This is a genomic window from Pseudoalteromonas undina (genome assembly GCF_000238275.3).
GTDB lineage: Bacteria > Pseudomonadota > Gammaproteobacteria > Enterobacterales > Alteromonadaceae > Pseudoalteromonas > Pseudoalteromonas undina.
On sequence record NZ_AHCF03000003.1, the window covers coordinates 1,965,787 to 1,981,935 of the forward strand.

Below are 16,149 nucleotides of genomic sequence, written 5' to 3' on the forward strand. Positions count from 1 at the left end.
GCTCTATGCGGCGCGGACCTTATTACCGAGAGTACAAAAACGGCATAAATAAGGCTGACTGAATGCGCGAGATTATATCATGCTGTAATATATTTACCGCATATTGAACACTAAAAAATAAACTTATTTTTAACACTTAACCGCACTATCCCGACATTTAGTGTACTTTTAGCAACTAAACAACCAAAAAGCGGACATATGTCCTTACATTGGGTTGTTAAAAAATATAGCAAAATAACGCGACACTTTTTTAAATACTACTTTTTCACTAATGAGCGTTTAAGAACAATTTCACCATCAATATGAATATCTCGCTGCGGGAATGCAATCACCACATCGTGTTGTTCAAACACTTCATAAATACTAAAACGAATATCACTGCGGACTTGTCTTAATCGAGTTTCTGATTCAGCGCAGACCCAAAAAATAGCATTAAAAACTAACGAGCTATCTGCAAAATCATCAAACAATACGGTTGATTGAGGCGTTGCCAGTATTGCCTCATGCTCATCTAATACTTGCTGAATTAACTTTTTAACTAATAACACATCAGAGCCATAAGCTACGCCTACGCTCACAGATGAGCGCGCATTACCGTCAATAAGCGTCCAGTTGGTAACTGTGTTTTCTAATAACTGGCTATTGGGTATTAGCATATGAACACCGTCGTTCCTGCGAATACGAGTAGAGCGAGTATTAATGGTTTCAACCACCCCTTTTGCAGTGCCAACCTCTAAAAAGTCGCCAATACGGATTGGCCGCTCCCACATTAATATCCAGCCACTAATAAAGTTATTAATAATATTTTGTGCACCGAACCCCACACCGATGGCAATGGCACCCGATACAAAGGCAAATGCGGTTAGTGGAATGTTGAGCACCTCAAGGGAGGTAAAAAGTAAAATCGCAATACTTAAAATGAAATAAAAACGCGTGAATAAATGCACTGCATCTGGGCTCATTTTTCGTGCAAGTAATGACTTTTTAATTAACTTGCCAATCTGAGTCACCACAACCCACATAGTAAACAAAATTAGGGGTACTTGAATTACTTTTGCCACGGTAATGTGAATGTCGTTGTAGCTAAACAATACGAAGGCGAGAATGTGATTAATTTGTTCTAAGTTCATTTATTTTCCATGTATAAGGTCGCACACAAACGATTATTTTTATGCGCTAATAATACCCCAAGTTTAGCATGCGGTTAGCTTAAATACGCAGCAACAAACTTAAAGCTAATTGCATAATTGCTGTATTTTTCTACTTTTTTATTTACATACCGAGTTTTTATCACCTAATTTGCGTTTAAATCCCGCTTTAAATCGATAAACTTTGTTGTATATAAGTCAAAATTTGGTAAGTTAACTGGGTTTTCGACTCGAAAAGCCTATTTCGGCTACTATTTTTTATGGAGTTATTATGCGTAAAACACTGATCGCCACTACGATTGCTAGTGCACTTTTATTATCTGCCTGTTCTTCTGAAAGCACCCAAGAAACAAAACAACAAAGCACAGCACAAGTGCAAGATATCAACGCAAGCAATGTATTATTTAAACCAAGCCCATTGCAATACATGGCTCCTGAGTTTGATAAGTTTGGTACTACTGAATACGAAGCTGCATTTGATGCAGGTATTGCACAACATAATGCAGAAATTTTGGCAATTGCCAATAATCCAGAACCAGCTACTTTTGAAAATACCTTGGTAGAAATGGAGCTTGCTGGTGAACTATTAAACCGCGCATCAGCTGCATTCTACAACTTATCAGGTCTTATCTCTAACGATGAGTACCAACGCATTGATAAAAAAATGGCGCCTGTGTTCTCAGCACACTCTGATGACATTTACCTAAATGGTGCATTATTCGAACGTGTACAAACAGTATACGACAGCAAAGATAAGTTAAGCGCTGAAGATCAACGTCTTGTTGATTTTTACTACAAACAATTTGTTAAAGCCGGTGCTAAATTAAACGATGCTGAAAAAGCAAAAATGCGTGAAATTAACGCTGAGCTTGCAAAGTTATCAACAGAGTTTTCTCAAAACGTATTAAAATCGTTTAAAGAAGACGTCATTTTAGTAACAGATAAAAGCAAACTAGCTGGTTTATCTGAAGGTGAAATTGCAGGTCTTGCAGCAGCTGCTAAAAAAGCAGGCAAAGATGGCTACATGATCACCCTAGTGAACACCACACAACAGCCTATTTTATCTAGCCTTGAAAACCGTGAACTGCGTGAGCAGATTTTTAAAGCATCAACCAACCGTGCAGCTAAAACCAACGGCCCTATCATTATTAAAGAAACTAACCTACGTGCACAAAAAGCAGAACTGTTAGGCTTTAAAGATTGGGCTTCGTATGTAATGACTTCACGCATGGCTCAAACCACTGATAACGTGTACGGTATTTTAGATGACCTAGCGCCAAAAGCAGTTGAAAAAGCGCAAGCAGAAGCAAAAGCGATTCAAAAAGTAATTAACGATTCTGGTGAAAGTTTTGAACTAAAACCATGGGATTGGTCTTTCTATGCAGAAAAAGTGCGTGCTGAAAAATACGACCTAGATCCAGCCTTAGTTAAGCCTTACTTTGAAATGCAATCGGTTATTCATAACGGTTTATTCTTTGCAATGGAAAAACTTTACGGCATTACATTCAAAGAGCGTAAAGACCTACCGCTTTATCACGAAGACGTCATGGCGTTTGAAGTATTTAATGCTGATGGCAGCGCAATAGGCTTATTTTACATGGACCCATATGCACGTGAAGGTAAACGTGGCGGTGCATGGATGAGTGCATACGTAAGCCAAAGCGGCTTAAAAGGCACAAAACCGGTTATTTATAATGCACAAAATATTCCAAAGCCAGCAGAAGGCGAGCCAACGTTAATGACGTTTGACGAAGTGTCAACTATGTTCCATGAGTTTGGTCATGCAGCACACGGTTTATTCTCTGACGTTAAATACCCAAGCCTAGCAGGTACTGCTACAGCGCGTGATTTTGTTGAATTTCCATCACAAGCACATGAAGACTGGATGATTGAGCCAAGTGTATTAGCTAACTACGCTAAGCATTACAAAACAGGTGAGCCAATTCCTCAAGCACTACTTGATAAAGTACTTGAGTCGCAAAAGTTCAACCAAGGTTTTGGTACCACTGAATATTTAGCTGCAGCACTACTGGATATGGAATGGCACTCATTTGGTTCTGACAAAAAAGTAACTGATGTACAACAGTTTGAAAGTGAAGCGTTAAAGGCACACGGTATTGATTACTACCCTGTACCACCTCGTTATAAATCAAACTACTTTAGCCATACGTTTGCAGGTGGTTACTCAGCGGGTTACTACGCTTACCTGTGGACTGAAGTATTTGCAGCCGATGCGTTTGCTCACATGGAAAACAACGGTGGCTTAACGCGCGAAAATGGCGATAAGTTCCGTAAAGAGATCCTATCAAAAGGTAATAGCCGTGACTTAATGCAAAGCTACATCGAGTTTAGAGGCCAAAAACCAACGACTGATGCATTACTTAAGCGCCGTGGTTTAGTTGATTAATTAATATTTTTAATCAACTGATATAAAAGCCCGCTTGCGGGCTTTTATTGTTTATAGAACAATATATAACAGATAAACTGACACCATTACTTAAGACAAGATGAGTGTTATGGGCTATTTATTTGCAGTTACCCTTCTTTGGGCGTTTTCGTTTAGTTTAATTGGTGTGTATTTAGCTGGCCAAGTTGATGCGTGGTTTAGTGTGCTAATTCGTGTGGCTTTAGCAGCGTTAGTATTTTTGCCTTTTTTAAAGAAAATCCCTACCCCACTTGCGTTTAAACTCATGCTGATAGGCGCACTGCAACTGGGGGTTATGTATGGCTTTTATTACCACTCATTTTTGTTTTTAAGTGTGCCAGAAGTGCTGTTATTTACTGTAATGACCCCGCTTTACATTACGCTTTTAAACGATGCGCTAAATAAACAGTTTAATCCGCAGTTTTTTATCGTCGCGTTTATTGCCGTGTTAGGGGCTATTACCATTCGTTATGAAAACTTAGACAGCAACTTTTTAGTCGGATTACTACTGGTTCAAGGCGCTAATATTAGCTTTGCTATCGGCCAAGTAACCTACAAGCGATTAATGCTTAATAAACAACTCGATGATAAAACCGTATTTGGTTGGTTTTTTATTGGCGCACTAATTGTTGCAAGCGCCTGTTACGCCTTATTTGGTGATCTTAACAAATTACCAAGTACCTCAACTCAATGGGGCATACTGATTTATTTAGGCATTGTGGCCTCCGGTTTAGGCTACTTTATGTGGAATAAAGGCGCGACGCTTGTTAATGTTGGCGCGCTGGCGGTGATGAACAACTTGCTTATTCCTGCCGGTATTATTGTTAATGTACTTATTTGGAATAGAGACGCAGACCTACTTAGATTAACTATTGGCGCGGGAGTGATGCTGTCTGCCTTAGTGGTAAACCAAATAATGGCTAAATCAGCAAATTAATCACTCTGTAGTGAAATTGTCATTAATAATTAGTAAGGTAGCGTCCACTTTTATTTTTAAGGACAAATAATGAAGCGCATACCTTTTCTAACAACTTTTTTATTATTAAGCTCACTCGCTGGCTGTGATGACGATGTAAAAATAGTCGAAAAAGAAGTGGTTGTTACCAACACTGACGTTGAAATTGTTGAAGTACCTACCCCTGTTATTGTTGAAGTAGCTCAAGGCACCAATACGCAACTAGGTACTCGCCCCGACTACTTAATTGACGATATGGCTGACAGCGCACTAAAAACACAATTAGAATCGTGTAAAGAAGGCCCTTTTTATCGTACTGATTTTTCAATTGGTCACCGTGGTGCCCCCATGCAATACCCAGAGCACACACAAGAGTCTTACTTAGCGGCTGCTCGTATGGGCGCTGGTATTGTCGAATGCGATGTAACCTTTACCAATGATAAAGAGCTAGTATGCCGCCATTCTCAGTGCGACTTGCACACCACCACTAATATTTTAGCTATTCCAGAACTTGCGGCTAAATGCAGTGAGCCATTTACTCCAGCAAACTCTAACAGTGGCACGCCTGCTTCAGCTAAATGTTGTACCAGTGATATTAGCTTGGCAGAGTTTTTAACCCTTGAGGGTAAAATGGATGGCGCAAACACCAGTGCCACCAATGTTAGCGATTACATGAAAGGTACACCAAGTTGGCGCACTGACTTATACGCCACCTCAGGTACTCTCATGACCCATAAACAAAGTATTGCACTATTTAAACAGCTCGGAGTAAAAATGACCCCAGAGCTTAAATCACCTCAAGTGAGTATGCCCTTTAACGGTATGACCCAAGCGCAATACGCACAAAAAATGCTAGATGAATACACGCAAATGGAGGTACCCGCTTCGCGTGTTTTTCCGCAATCATTTAATTTAGCTGACGTACAATATTGGATTAATACTAACCCTGAATTTGCAGCGCAAAGCGTTTATTTAGATGGCCGAGACAGCGATGCAGGGTTTGATCCTAACAATCCCGACACATGGCAACCTAGTATGGCTTCGCTTTTTAATGACGGTGTTAAAATTATTGCTCCACCCATTTGGATGCTATTAACCATAGATAATGAAAGTAATATAGTGCCATCACAGTACGCTATTGATGCTAAAGCCGCAGGGCTTAATATTATTGCATGGAGTCTTGAACGTTCAGGACCGCTGAATAATGGAGGCGGATACTATTACCAGTCAATTAGTGATGTTATAGATAACGATGGTGACATGATGGCCGTGGTTGATGTACTTGCAAAAGAGGTTGGTGTAATCGGTATATTTTCTGATTGGCCAGCTACGGTTAGCTATTACGCAAGTTGCAATAAAATGCCTGCAAGTATTTAAACTTTAGGGCGTGTTTATTTGACCGCGCTCAGCTATTATATTTATTTTACTGAGCGCTTTTATGATCATTCAACACCATAACGCTGACTTACCAACGCCTACAGGGTTAATGCGAACCACTATTTACCGCCCACAAACATCGGGGCAATACCCTGCCATTATTTTTTATTCTGAAATTTTCCAGCAAACGGCACCTATTGCCCGCAGTGCAGCTATTTTAGCCAGTCATGGTTTTGTGGTACTTGTGCCAGAAGTGTTTCATGAGCTTAACCCTATCGGAACTGTGCTGGCTTATGATGACGAAGGTAAAGATAAAGGTAATAACGATAAATGGGCTAAACCTTTAGAGCATCATGATAGCGACACACAAAGCCTTATCGACTTTGTAAAACGCCAAAGTTATTGTTCAGGAAATGTTGGGGCTATGGGAGTGTGTATTGGTGGGCATTTAGCTTACAGAGCCGCATTAAACCCACTCATAAAAGCTGCATTTTGTTTATACGCCACCGATATACACAGTAATACACTGCCCGCACAACCCGGTAATAACTCATTTGAACGCATGGCCGACATACTCGGTGAAATTCATTTTATTTGGGGTAAACAAGACCCTCATGTACCACAAGATGGCCGAGACAAAATATACCAACAAGCTGTTCGTACTGACATAAATTACCAATGGCAAGAAGTTAACGCGCAACATGCCTTTATGCGTGATGAAGGCGAGCGCTACGATGCAGCTCTTGCCATAGCAATGTATCAACAAGCTGTTGCCTTATTTAACCGAGCGCTAGCCCTTACGCATACCTAATGCCGTATGCTGTTTTACAAAATACGCTTTTAAATAATCAACAAACAAACGTAACTTTTTAGACCCCGTCGCTCCTGGCGGGAAAACTCCGTACAATTCAATGTCTTTGCTTTTGTAGTCGTCCATTATAATTTGCAGTAAACCCGCTTGTACTTTTGGCCATGCATCGTATAGCGGTATACGCCCTATGCCATGTCCTGCCTCTACAAATGCAGTCCGTGCAGCGGCATTATTGGTACTGAGCGATCCTTGCATAGTAATGTCGACTTTTTTACCGTCTTTTTGCAAGGTCAAGATTTTGCTCCCTAACTGATAAACCACCCACTGGTGCTGTGCTAATTCATCGGGCGTAGTGGGCTTACCATAATGTGCAAAATAATTAGGCGCGCCACAAATACAGGTACTCATAGTGGTTAACTTAGTTGCCTGTAGGTTTGAATCGCGCAGCGCAACCCCCCTAATAGCAAAATCAAAGCCGTGTTTAATAATATCCACCACATCATCAGTTAGCTGTAAATCTATATCAATTTTGGGGTATTGGCGCTTAAAGGTATTAATTGCAGGCACTATTAATTGCATCCCCACATTAACCGGGCAACTAATTTTTAATAACCCTTGAGGCTCACTTTTTATATTTTCTATTTGTTGATTGGCAGCATTAGCCTGCTCGGTAATAACTCGGCAACGCTCATAGTAAGCCATACCGGCTTCAGTAAGGGCCATGGTCCGTGTTGAACGATTAAGTAAGGTTACTTCAAGTTGCGTTTCTAGCTTTTTTAAATGATAACTGGCTACCGCCCGTGTTAACCCTAGTTGCTTTGCCGCTGCAGTTAAACTGCCCTGCTCAACTATTTGTGCAAATACCACCATACTTTTTAATTGTTCAAACGAGACTTTCATGGACGCTCCAGTGCGGTTTTAACTTCAACCCCTAATTGTATCAATTATTAAATCAATAAAGTTAAATTTATCATCGTTGTTTAAGGTTGGGTTAGTGCATATAGTAATTGCTAAGCAAAGATTACAATTTTAAATCATCAGAAGGAAAAAATAATGGCTAAGAAAATACTAATGGTACTTACTTCACACGCTGATTTAGGCAATACCGGTGAGAAAACAGGTTTTTGGGTAGAAGAATTCGCCGCCCCTTATTATGCATTTGTAGATGCTGGCGCAGAAATCACTCTAGCTTCACCAAACGGTGGCCAACCACCAATCGACCCAACCAGTACACTAGCCGACTTCCAGACTGATGCAACCAAGCGATACGACAACGACAGTGCAGCGCAAGCATTAATGGCAAACACAAAAGTACTAAGTGAACTGAATGCTTCAGATTTTGATGCGGTATTTTATCCAGGCGGCCATGGCCCATTATGGGATTTAGTAGATAACACAGATTCAATCTCGCTCATCGAAGATTTTGTAAAATTACAAAAGCCAGTGGCAGCAGTGTGTCATGCGAGCGCCGCATTTTTAAATACAAAAGATGCTGATGGCAATGCATTGGTTGCGGGTAAAAAAGTTACCGGCTTTAGTAACACTGAAGAAGCCGCTGTACAATTAACAGATGTAGTGCCATTTTTAGTCGAAGACGAGCTGATCAAAAAAGGTGGTGACTATCAAAAAACCGACGACTGGGGCGTGCTTGCGCTTGAAGACGGTTTAGTGATCACCGGTCAAAACCCTGCAAGCTCTGAGCTAGCAGCTAAAAAATTACTTACCAAGCTTGGTTAATTACAATTAATCAGCATAAAAAGCACAGTTTAATCGCTGTGCTTTTTAATTTGCTTTTCATTACTCACCACTATTCCTATACTGGCCACTCTTAATATAAATAAGGGCACCGTATGCAAAATAAACCATCCACCTTGTCGTTACTTAGCAGTACCCGTTTTGCCATTATAAGTATTGTGACTATTTGTTTTGTGTTGCAACTAATTAATAGCCTGCCAGGCATTAGTTTAAATGGTTTAGGTATTTACCCACGCAGCATTCAAGGGCTGATTGGTATTCTTTGCGCTCCCTTTTTACACGGTAGCTGGTGGCATTTTGCTAGTAATATGCTGCCCTTCATTGTTTTAAGCTGGTTAATTTGCCAATACAGCGTAAAGCGTTTTTATAGTGTATTTATATTCACCGCATTAGTCGGTGGATTACTGGTATGGATGTTTGCTCGTGGCAATATTCATGTCGGCTTAAGTGGCGTTATTTATGGGTTATGGGGATTTATTTTATGCTATGGCATTGTAAGACGTTCTTTTAAATCTATTTTTATAGCCGTGGTGGTGGCCTTTTTATACAGTGGTTTTATTTGGGGCGTGTTACCACAGCGGTTTCACATCTCGTTTGAAAGCCATCTGTTTGGCGCACTTAGTGGATTCTTTTTAGGGTATAAATTAGCAAAAGCAGATAAATTAAAAGCAACAACGGGCAAAGCAAATACGTACGTTTAAACTATTAGAGGCTATTTATGAGTGATAACAACGACTACACCCCAGCAAAAGTATGGACATGGGACAATGAAAGTGGCGGTAAATTTGCAAACATTAACCGCCCAATTGCAGGTGCAACTCACGATAAAACACTGCCTATTGGCAAACATTCATTTCAGCTTTACTCATTAGCGACCCCCAACGGGCAAAAAGTCAGTATTATGTTTGAAGAGCTATTAGAGCTTGGTATTACTGAGGCTGAGTACGATGCTTATTTAATTAATATTGGTGAAGGCGACCAGTTTGGCTCTGATTTTGTTGATATAAACCCAAACTCAAAAATACCTGCGTTGATGGATCACTCTACAACACCAGCAACCCCTGTATTCGAATCAGGCGCTATTTTACAATACCTTGGCGAAAAGTTTGATGCGCTTATTCCTAATGATTTTCAAGCTAAAACACAATGTCGTAATTGGCTGTTTTGGCAAATGGGATCGGCGCCTTATTTAGGTGGCGGCTTTGGTCACTTTTACAGCTATGCGCCAACCAAAATGCAATACCCGATTGATCGTTTCACCATGGAAACTAAGCGTCAGCTAGATGTACTAAACCGCCATTTAAGTGACAACGAATACATGGCAGGCAGTGAATATTCAATTGCCGACATTGCCATATGGCCATGGTATGGCTCACTGGTATTAGGCGACATATATGATGCCGCTGAATTTTTAGATGTTGCATCTTATACCCATGTGGTTCGTTGGGCTAAGCAAATAGCTGTGCGCCCAGGTGTAAAACGAGGCCGCCGTGTTAATCGTACTTGGGGCCCAGAAGAAGAACAAATGGCAGAGCGCCACAGCGCCCAAGACTTTAAATAAAAGTCAAAACAGTTCAATAAGCCAGCTGCTTAGCTGGCTTTTTTATGCCCATTAATAAAAAATATTGAATCATATTTCAGGTTTATATTTTTATAAAAAAATTAAATAATTTCCTTTTAAAACAGGAAAACACGCCAAAATAGACTAACTTTAATAAAAATTACTAACATAAAGTTTATTATGCGATCTTTGGTTTGTGTACTCCTCTTAAGTGTACTTTATATTGCAGCATTTCCTTTAAGTGCACGCAGCGAAGATGTAAAAACATTAACGCTCTATCATGACTCAGATTATTCAAACCATTACGAATCGGCCTATGCAATGAAGATGGGGGTGCTGACTGCTTTAGCTGAGATTAATAATAACGTGCAAGATTATCAGCTCACACTGATTGAAAAAGACAACCGAGGTAATTCGAATCGCAGCTTATTGCACATGCAGCAGTTTCTAAAAGACCGCAATGCACTGGTTTTTATTGGTGGATTGCACTCCACGCCATATATAAAAAACAGAGACTTCATCAATAAAAACAAACTATTACTACTACTGCCTTGGGCTGCCGGAGGGTCTATTACCCGATACCCTAGCGATGATAACTGGGTATTTAGGCTCTCAGTAGATGATACAAAAGCCGGCTATAGAATGGCCCAATTTGCAACGAAAACTCTAAATTGCAAAAATCCGCTCTTACTTTTAGAAGACACGCCATGGGGAAAATCAAACAACAACACCATGCTTAAGGCCTTTGGTGATATAAAACCACAAGTGGAATGGTTTAACTGGAACACAAAAATAAATAACGCCAAATTAATGCTGCATCAAATAAAAAATACACCTGCAGAGTGTATTTTATTTGTTGGAAATGCCATTGAGGGGGCTGTATTTATAAATGCGATGGCAAGTTTTGCCAAAAATGAACGCCTTCCTATTGTTAGTCATTGGGGAATAACGGGTGGGGATTTTTTTGCCAACGTTGAGCAAGCCATAAAATCAAACTTGAGCTTACATTTTATACAAAGCTGTTTTTCATTTTTAAAAACGCCGCAAACCGCTTTAACTAAAAATGTTGTAGCACAAAGCTTATCCCTTAAGCCTACCCCTGTAGCACCCACTGAGTTAATTTCTCCGGCTGGATTTATTCATGCCTACGACTTAACAAAACTATTGTTACAGGGCATATCACAAATAACTTTAACCGATAATACAGAGCACAACAGAGCAAAAATCAAACATGCACTTGAAAACTTAACCATGCCAGTTAATGGCTTAATAAAACAATACCAACGTCCTTTTGCTATGTGGTCAGCTAATAATATTGATGCCCACGAAGCACTTGGTTTTGACGATTTATGCATGGCAAATTATCAGCCGGATGGAAAAATACACATTATCGAAAACCCAATAGGCAATGTTGAGTAATGCGAGCATTAATAAATAAAAAATTTAAGCTCTCAACAAATAATGCTTTTTATACTTTTTTAGCATTGAGCTTAATATTATCAGTGACTATTTCTTTACTGTTTGTTGGCCATCGCGCAAATACAGCTATCTATGATTTACAAAGTAAAAGTCTTGAGATTGAATCTAAACTCACCACCAGCTACCTCACACTATTTTTAGAAACAAGAACACAAATTCTTAATGACCTTGCTCGTCAACCTATTTTATCTAACGCCATAATGGGGTCAGACACCTCAAAAGCGCTACTCCAAGATTACCTTTTTCAATATAAAATAATGGGTAGCACCGAAAAAATAACGATTATAAACGTATTAAAAGAGGTGGTTTTTAGTAACGACCCTTTGCTTAACGAGCTGAGTATAATTGAGCAACCATGGATAAATAGCTTACTTGAAGAGCAAACAGAAAAGGCGGTGATATTAAATAAGCCAACCAATACCGACCTATTCACCATTGCGGTGCCTATAAAATATAATAACTTTACTGAGGGCGTGCTTATGGTGCAATTTAATACGCCAATGACCCAGTTACTACCGACCGACTTTGACCGTGAAAGCCATGGACTGACTTTAGCAGGCTCATGGGTTTATTATTCTAATTTAAATCAAGGTGACGAGTATGTCAGTATTAACCAAAACCTCATTGGCAATACAGATATAAGATTAAACTACTACATTACTGCCAATTTAATTGCTGCTAAAACTACTCGCTTCATAATCGATATTGCTATATCAATTATTGTAAGTATGGCTTTATCGTCGTTATTCCTGTTTGTATTTGGCAGGCACTTACTACTAAACCCGTTTAAGCTTTTAGAATCCTCAAGAGAAGCGATAAAGCAAAGTGAAGCGCGTTACGAACTGGCGGTTAAGGGCAGTAATGATGGTATTTGGGATTGGGATATTGTTACAAATGAAGTATATTTTTCTCCCCGTATTAGCGTATTGCTTGGCTACGACGAAAACGATAAAAACGCTTTACCTCACTGTACTGATGCACTTTATAAGTTACTTCACCCTGATGATATAACCAAGCATAAAAAGCAAATAGCAAATCACTTAATTAGCAACATTCCCTTTAATTACGATTATAGATTAAAGACTAAATCAGGCGCTTATCGTTATTTTACAGTAAAAGGGATGGCACTGCGCAATGAGCATAATAAAGCAATTAGAATGGCAGGCTCTGTAACTGACATTACTGAGCAAAAACGTTCTCAAAAAGCATTAAAACAAGCAAAAGAGCAAAATGATTTATTAGCGCAGGCAATCGAATCGTGTAATGTGGGTATTTCTATAGCCGATGCGAGCGTGCAAGGCTTTCCTTTAGTATTTTTAAATTCTGAATTTGAAAAAATCACAGGCTATAGTAAAGGGGAAATGCTAGGAATAAATTGCAGCTTACTTCAAGGGCCAAACACAGATAAGAACGCAATAGATATTATTACTCATGCAATAAAAACATTAAAAACTCAACGTATAGAGATACTAAATTATAAAAAAGATGGCACGGAATTTTGGAATAGCCTACAAATCTCACCTGTTTTTAACGAGCAGCAACAGCTCACAGCTTATGTGGGAATTCAGCAAGATATCACTGAGCAAAAAGCAGCGAATCAATTATTAATTGAAGCAAAAGCGGCGGCTGAACAGGCTAACATTGCCAAAAGCGAGTTTTTAGCGGCAATGAGTCATGAAATTCGCACGCCTATGAATGGCGTATTAGGCATGCTTAATTTGATTTTAGATAGCTCATTAAATGAAAAACAACATCATCAGGTAAGCATTGCACTCAATAGTGCAAACTCCTTATTAAATATTATTAACGATATTTTAGACTTTTCAAAAGTGGATGCCGGTAAGCTTGAGCTTGAAGAATTGGAGTTTAACCTTTGTAACATGCTCGACGATTTTATCGAAACAATAGCAATTCATGCTCACAGTAAAAATATTCCGTTAATGCTAGATATAGAGCATATTGAATACGCTTTTGTCATTGGTGACGCCGGACGCCTCAAACAAATTTTAACAAACTTAGTAAATAATGCGCTTAAATTTACCCATGAAGGCGAAGTGCAAGTTATTGCTAAACTCACACCGATTAACAACAATCAAATGCGTTTTAGCTGCCAAGTAATAGACTCTGGAATTGGTATTTCTGCAGCTCAACAAGCCAAGCTATTTAAATCATTCTCTCAAGTTGACTCTTCAACAACACGAAAATATGGTGGCACGGGCTTAGGCTTAGCGATTGTTAAAAAGTTATGCCACCTAATGGAAGGTGATATACAGGTACAATCTAAAGAAAATAAGGGCAGTAACTTTAGCTTTAATGTTGTTCTAAAACGCAGTAAAAACCCACAAAAAGTATTCCCCCCTGTAGATATGTCATCGTTAAATATTTTAATTGTGTGCAGCAATCAAACTCAATCTTCTATTTTACACAAGCAGTTTACTAAATGGGGAGCAACAGCCGTAATCAGCCCATCCGCAAAGCAGGCTGTGAAAACATGTCAGCAATATATCGAAAAACAAAACCTTTGTTTTGATTTAATTATGATTGATATGCAGCTAAGTGACGGCGATGCGTTAACCTTAAGTAAAACCCTTGATAAAGAAGTAGATCTTATGGCTGCGCATGTTGTTTTAATGACCACGGGTGAGCTAAATAAACAGCGCGATTTATATCAAGCGTCTCGGTTTTCAGCCATTGTTACAAAGCCCATAATCACACAAAATCTTTTTAAGATGCTATCGACCTGCTTTAGCGGTAAACAGCAAAGTAATAACAGCCTCATTACTAAGGGTTTATCTGACACTCACCCTTTGTCGAGCGATGATATTGTGTGGGACAAAAACATTCGTATTTTACTAGTTGAAGATAACAACATTAATCAAATCGTCGCCTCTACCACGCTTAAAAAAATAGGAATTAATAGCATTGATATTGCAGATAATGGTCAGCACGCGCTCGAATATTTAAAACAAACAACTTCCCATAACCCGTACTCACTCATTTTAATGGATTGCCAAATGCCAGTGATGGATGGTTACCAAGCCACAACCCATATAAGAGTAAATGAAGTTGGAAGTAAAAATCCCCAAATTACTATTATTGCTATGACAGCAAACGCTATGGTGGGCGATGAAGCTAAGTGCTTACAGGTTGGAATGAGCGACTATATTTCTAAGCCCATTGCACAAGACATATTATTTAAAAAACTTCTAAAGTGGTTGCCATATGAACTTAAAAACAATGAGTAAAGTAGATATGTTAACCATATCATCTTAATATATATAAATATTTGTACTTATACAGCGGTAAAATAGAGTGAAAAAACTGACAAAAGAACAAATCTATAAACGCTTAAACAATGAAGAAGACGCCCGAGCTTGCAAGGCCATCGACGACAATGCCTGTCAGGAAGTACCTGGTAATTTTATTATTTTACTCATTAGCCAGCTGTTTAGTAAATTTGCCGATGCACTGCTTAATCCAAAAATAACGCTGCCGTGGTTAATGCAAAGCTTAAATGTACCAGCGAGTTTTATTGCTTGGTTAGTACCAATTAGAGAATCGGGTTCATTGCTGCCCCAACTTGCTATTGCTAACGTTATTCGCAAACTCCCCGTTCGTAAATGGGTATGGGTAATAGGTGCAGTGATGCAAGCAGGATGCATTTTAGCCATGGTTGCGGTGGCGTTCACCCTCAAGGGCGCACAAGCAGGCTACGCCATTATTGGCTTATTAATTTTATTTAGCCTTGCCAGAGGGTTTAACTCTGTCGCTGCAAAAGATGTGCTGGGCAAAGTTATTCCTAAACAGCAACGCGGTAATATTAGCGGGCTTGCTGCGAGTATTGCCGGTTTTGCCACCTTAACGTTTGGTCTCATGATGTGGTTTTTTTCACAGCAAAAAGATCAAGACATTGTGATCATCGCTTTACTACTGGGTGCATTAATGTGGCTGATTGCCGCGTTTTTTTATGCACAAATTAACGAATATAGTGGCGCTACCGAAGGAGCTAATAATGGCCTATTGCACGCGTTTTCAAAGTTAAAAATTTTATACCAAGACAAACAGTTTGCGCATTTTGTTATTACACGTGCCTTACTGCTTTGTTCAGCATTGAGTGCCCCTTTTTATATTATTTTAGCCAGTAAACAGTCGTTTGAATTTTCTTTACTTGCCACCTTTATTGCCGTTTCCGGCTTTGCAAGCCTAGTCTCAGCGCCGATTTGGGGGCGCTTAAGTGACTTATCTAGCCAGCGAGTGCTGGTACTCAGTGCCACTTTGGTTACCATTAATGGGCTGGCTGTATTTGTTATTGCAACTTGGTATAACGAGCTGCTACTAAATTGGTGGGCTATGCCTATTTTGTACTTTTTACTCTCAGTTGCGCACCAAGGAGTACGCTTAGGGCGAAAAACGTACCTCGTCGATATGGCAGAGGGTAACAAACGCACCGATTATGTGTCGGTTAGTAATACCGTTATTGGGGTTTTATTACTGATGTTAGGCAGTATAGGCTTATTAGAATCGTTTTTATCAACCGCAGAGCTTATTTTGCTTTACAGTGGGTTAGGTTTTTTGGGGGCAATGAGTGCACTGTTTTTACCAAAAACAGAGTAAATAGCGTGCTGTTTAACCTGATGT

12 protein-coding genes are annotated in these 16,149 nt (G+C 39.4%); 10 read left to right on the forward strand and 2 right to left on the reverse strand.

Annotation, left to right across the window (positions count from 1 at the left end; genetic code table 11):
- Positions 1-257: 257 nt before the first annotated feature.
- Positions 258-1,130, reverse strand: a complete 873-nt coding sequence (locus PUND_RS12685; RefSeq protein WP_010391243.1) for a mechanosensitive ion channel family protein — start codon at positions 1,128-1,130, stop codon at positions 258-260.
- Positions 1,131-1,419: 289 nt separating this feature from the next.
- Here PUND_RS12685 and PUND_RS12690 point away from each other — a divergent pair, with 289 nt between their 5' ends.
- From PUND_RS12690 to PUND_RS12705, 4 genes are all read left to right on the forward strand, one after another.
- The gene (locus PUND_RS12690; RefSeq protein WP_010391241.1) at positions 1,420-3,555 is read left to right on the forward strand and encodes a M3 family metallopeptidase; all 2,136 of its coding nucleotides are present in this window, start codon (positions 1,420-1,422) and stop codon (positions 3,553-3,555) included.
- 109 nt (positions 3,556-3,664) lie between these two features.
- On the forward strand, positions 3,665-4,510 hold the full coding sequence (locus PUND_RS12695) for a carboxylate/amino acid/amine transporter (protein ID WP_010391239.1): 846 nt from the start codon (positions 3,665-3,667) through the stop codon (positions 4,508-4,510).
- 69 nt (positions 4,511-4,579) lie between these two features.
- A complete protein-coding gene (locus PUND_RS12700) occupies positions 4,580-5,905 on the forward strand; it encodes a glycerophosphodiester phosphodiesterase family protein (protein ID WP_010391238.1) in 1,326 nt (441 codons plus the stop codon).
- A 61-nt stretch (positions 5,906-5,966) separates the two neighbouring features.
- Complete coding sequence (locus PUND_RS12705) at positions 5,967-6,716, forward strand: dienelactone hydrolase family protein (protein ID WP_010391236.1); 750 nt, start codon at positions 5,967-5,969, stop codon at positions 6,714-6,716.
- On the opposite strand, the gene PUND_RS12710 is transcribed toward PUND_RS12705, so the two are convergent.
- Positions 6,696-7,616, reverse strand: a complete 921-nt coding sequence (locus PUND_RS12710) for a LysR family transcriptional regulator (protein ID WP_010391235.1) — start codon at positions 7,614-7,616, stop codon at positions 6,696-6,698. The genes PUND_RS12705 and PUND_RS12710 overlap by 21 nt on opposite strands.
- A gap of 153 nt (positions 7,617-7,769) precedes the next feature.
- Here PUND_RS12710 and PUND_RS12715 point away from each other — a divergent pair, with 153 nt between their 5' ends.
- From PUND_RS12715 to PUND_RS12740, 6 genes are all read left to right on the forward strand, one after another.
- Entirely contained in the window at positions 7,770-8,453 is a 684-nt protein-coding gene (locus PUND_RS12715; protein ID WP_008108786.1) for a type 1 glutamine amidotransferase domain-containing protein, read from the forward strand.
- Positions 8,454-8,566: 113 nt separating this feature from the next.
- A complete protein-coding gene (locus PUND_RS12720; protein ID WP_010391234.1) occupies positions 8,567-9,172 on the forward strand; it encodes a rhomboid family intramembrane serine protease in 606 nt (201 codons plus the stop codon).
- Positions 9,173-9,189: 17 nt separating this feature from the next.
- Positions 9,190-10,032: a glutathione-dependent disulfide-bond oxidoreductase gene (gene yghU, locus PUND_RS12725; protein ID WP_010391232.1), complete on the forward strand. Its 843-nt coding sequence runs from the start codon at positions 9,190-9,192 to the stop codon at positions 10,030-10,032.
- A 180-nt stretch (positions 10,033-10,212) separates the two neighbouring features.
- Entirely contained in the window at positions 10,213-11,451 is a 1,239-nt protein-coding gene (locus PUND_RS12730) for an ABC transporter substrate-binding protein (protein ID WP_010391231.1), read from the forward strand.
- The gene (locus PUND_RS12735; RefSeq protein ID WP_010391230.1) at positions 11,451-14,756 is read left to right on the forward strand and encodes a response regulator; all 3,306 of its coding nucleotides are present in this window, start codon (positions 11,451-11,453) and stop codon (positions 14,754-14,756) included. The genes PUND_RS12730 and PUND_RS12735 overlap by 1 nt, the downstream gene beginning before the upstream one ends.
- A 67-nt stretch (positions 14,757-14,823) precedes the next feature.
- Positions 14,824-16,125 carry an MFS transporter gene (locus PUND_RS12740; RefSeq protein WP_010391229.1) on the forward strand — a complete coding sequence of 434 codons (1,302 nt, stop codon included), beginning with the start codon at positions 14,824-14,826 and terminating at the stop codon, positions 16,123-16,125.
- Positions 16,126-16,149 lie beyond the last annotated feature (24 nt).

Coding starts and splice junctions, on each gene's coding strand:
- PUND_RS12690 (WP_010391241.1), top strand. CDS start 1,420: ATGCGTAAAACACTGATCGCCACTACGATTGCTAGTGCACTTTTATTA.
- PUND_RS12735 (WP_010391230.1), top strand. CDS start 11,451: ATGCGAGCATTAATAAATAAAAAATTTAAGCTCTCAACAAATAATGCT.
- PUND_RS12730 (WP_010391231.1), top strand. CDS start 10,213: ATGCGATCTTTGGTTTGTGTACTCCTCTTAAGTGTACTTTATATTGCA.
- PUND_RS12705 (WP_010391236.1), top strand. CDS start 5,967: ATGATCATTCAACACCATAACGCTGACTTACCAACGCCTACAGGGTTA.
- PUND_RS12695 (WP_010391239.1), top strand. CDS start 3,665: ATGGGCTATTTATTTGCAGTTACCCTTCTTTGGGCGTTTTCGTTTAGT.
- PUND_RS12685 (WP_010391243.1), bottom strand. CDS start 1,130: ATGAACTTAGAACAAATTAATCACATTCTCGCCTTCGTATTGTTTAGC.
- PUND_RS12700 (WP_010391238.1), top strand. CDS start 4,580: ATGAAGCGCATACCTTTTCTAACAACTTTTTTATTATTAAGCTCACTC.
- PUND_RS12720 (WP_010391234.1), top strand. CDS start 8,567: ATGCAAAATAAACCATCCACCTTGTCGTTACTTAGCAGTACCCGTTTT.
- PUND_RS12715 (WP_008108786.1), top strand. CDS start 7,770: ATGGCTAAGAAAATACTAATGGTACTTACTTCACACGCTGATTTAGGC.
- yghU (WP_010391232.1), top strand. CDS start 9,190: ATGAGTGATAACAACGACTACACCCCAGCAAAAGTATGGACATGGGAC.
- PUND_RS12710 (WP_010391235.1), bottom strand. CDS start 7,616: ATGAAAGTCTCGTTTGAACAATTAAAAAGTATGGTGGTATTTGCACAA.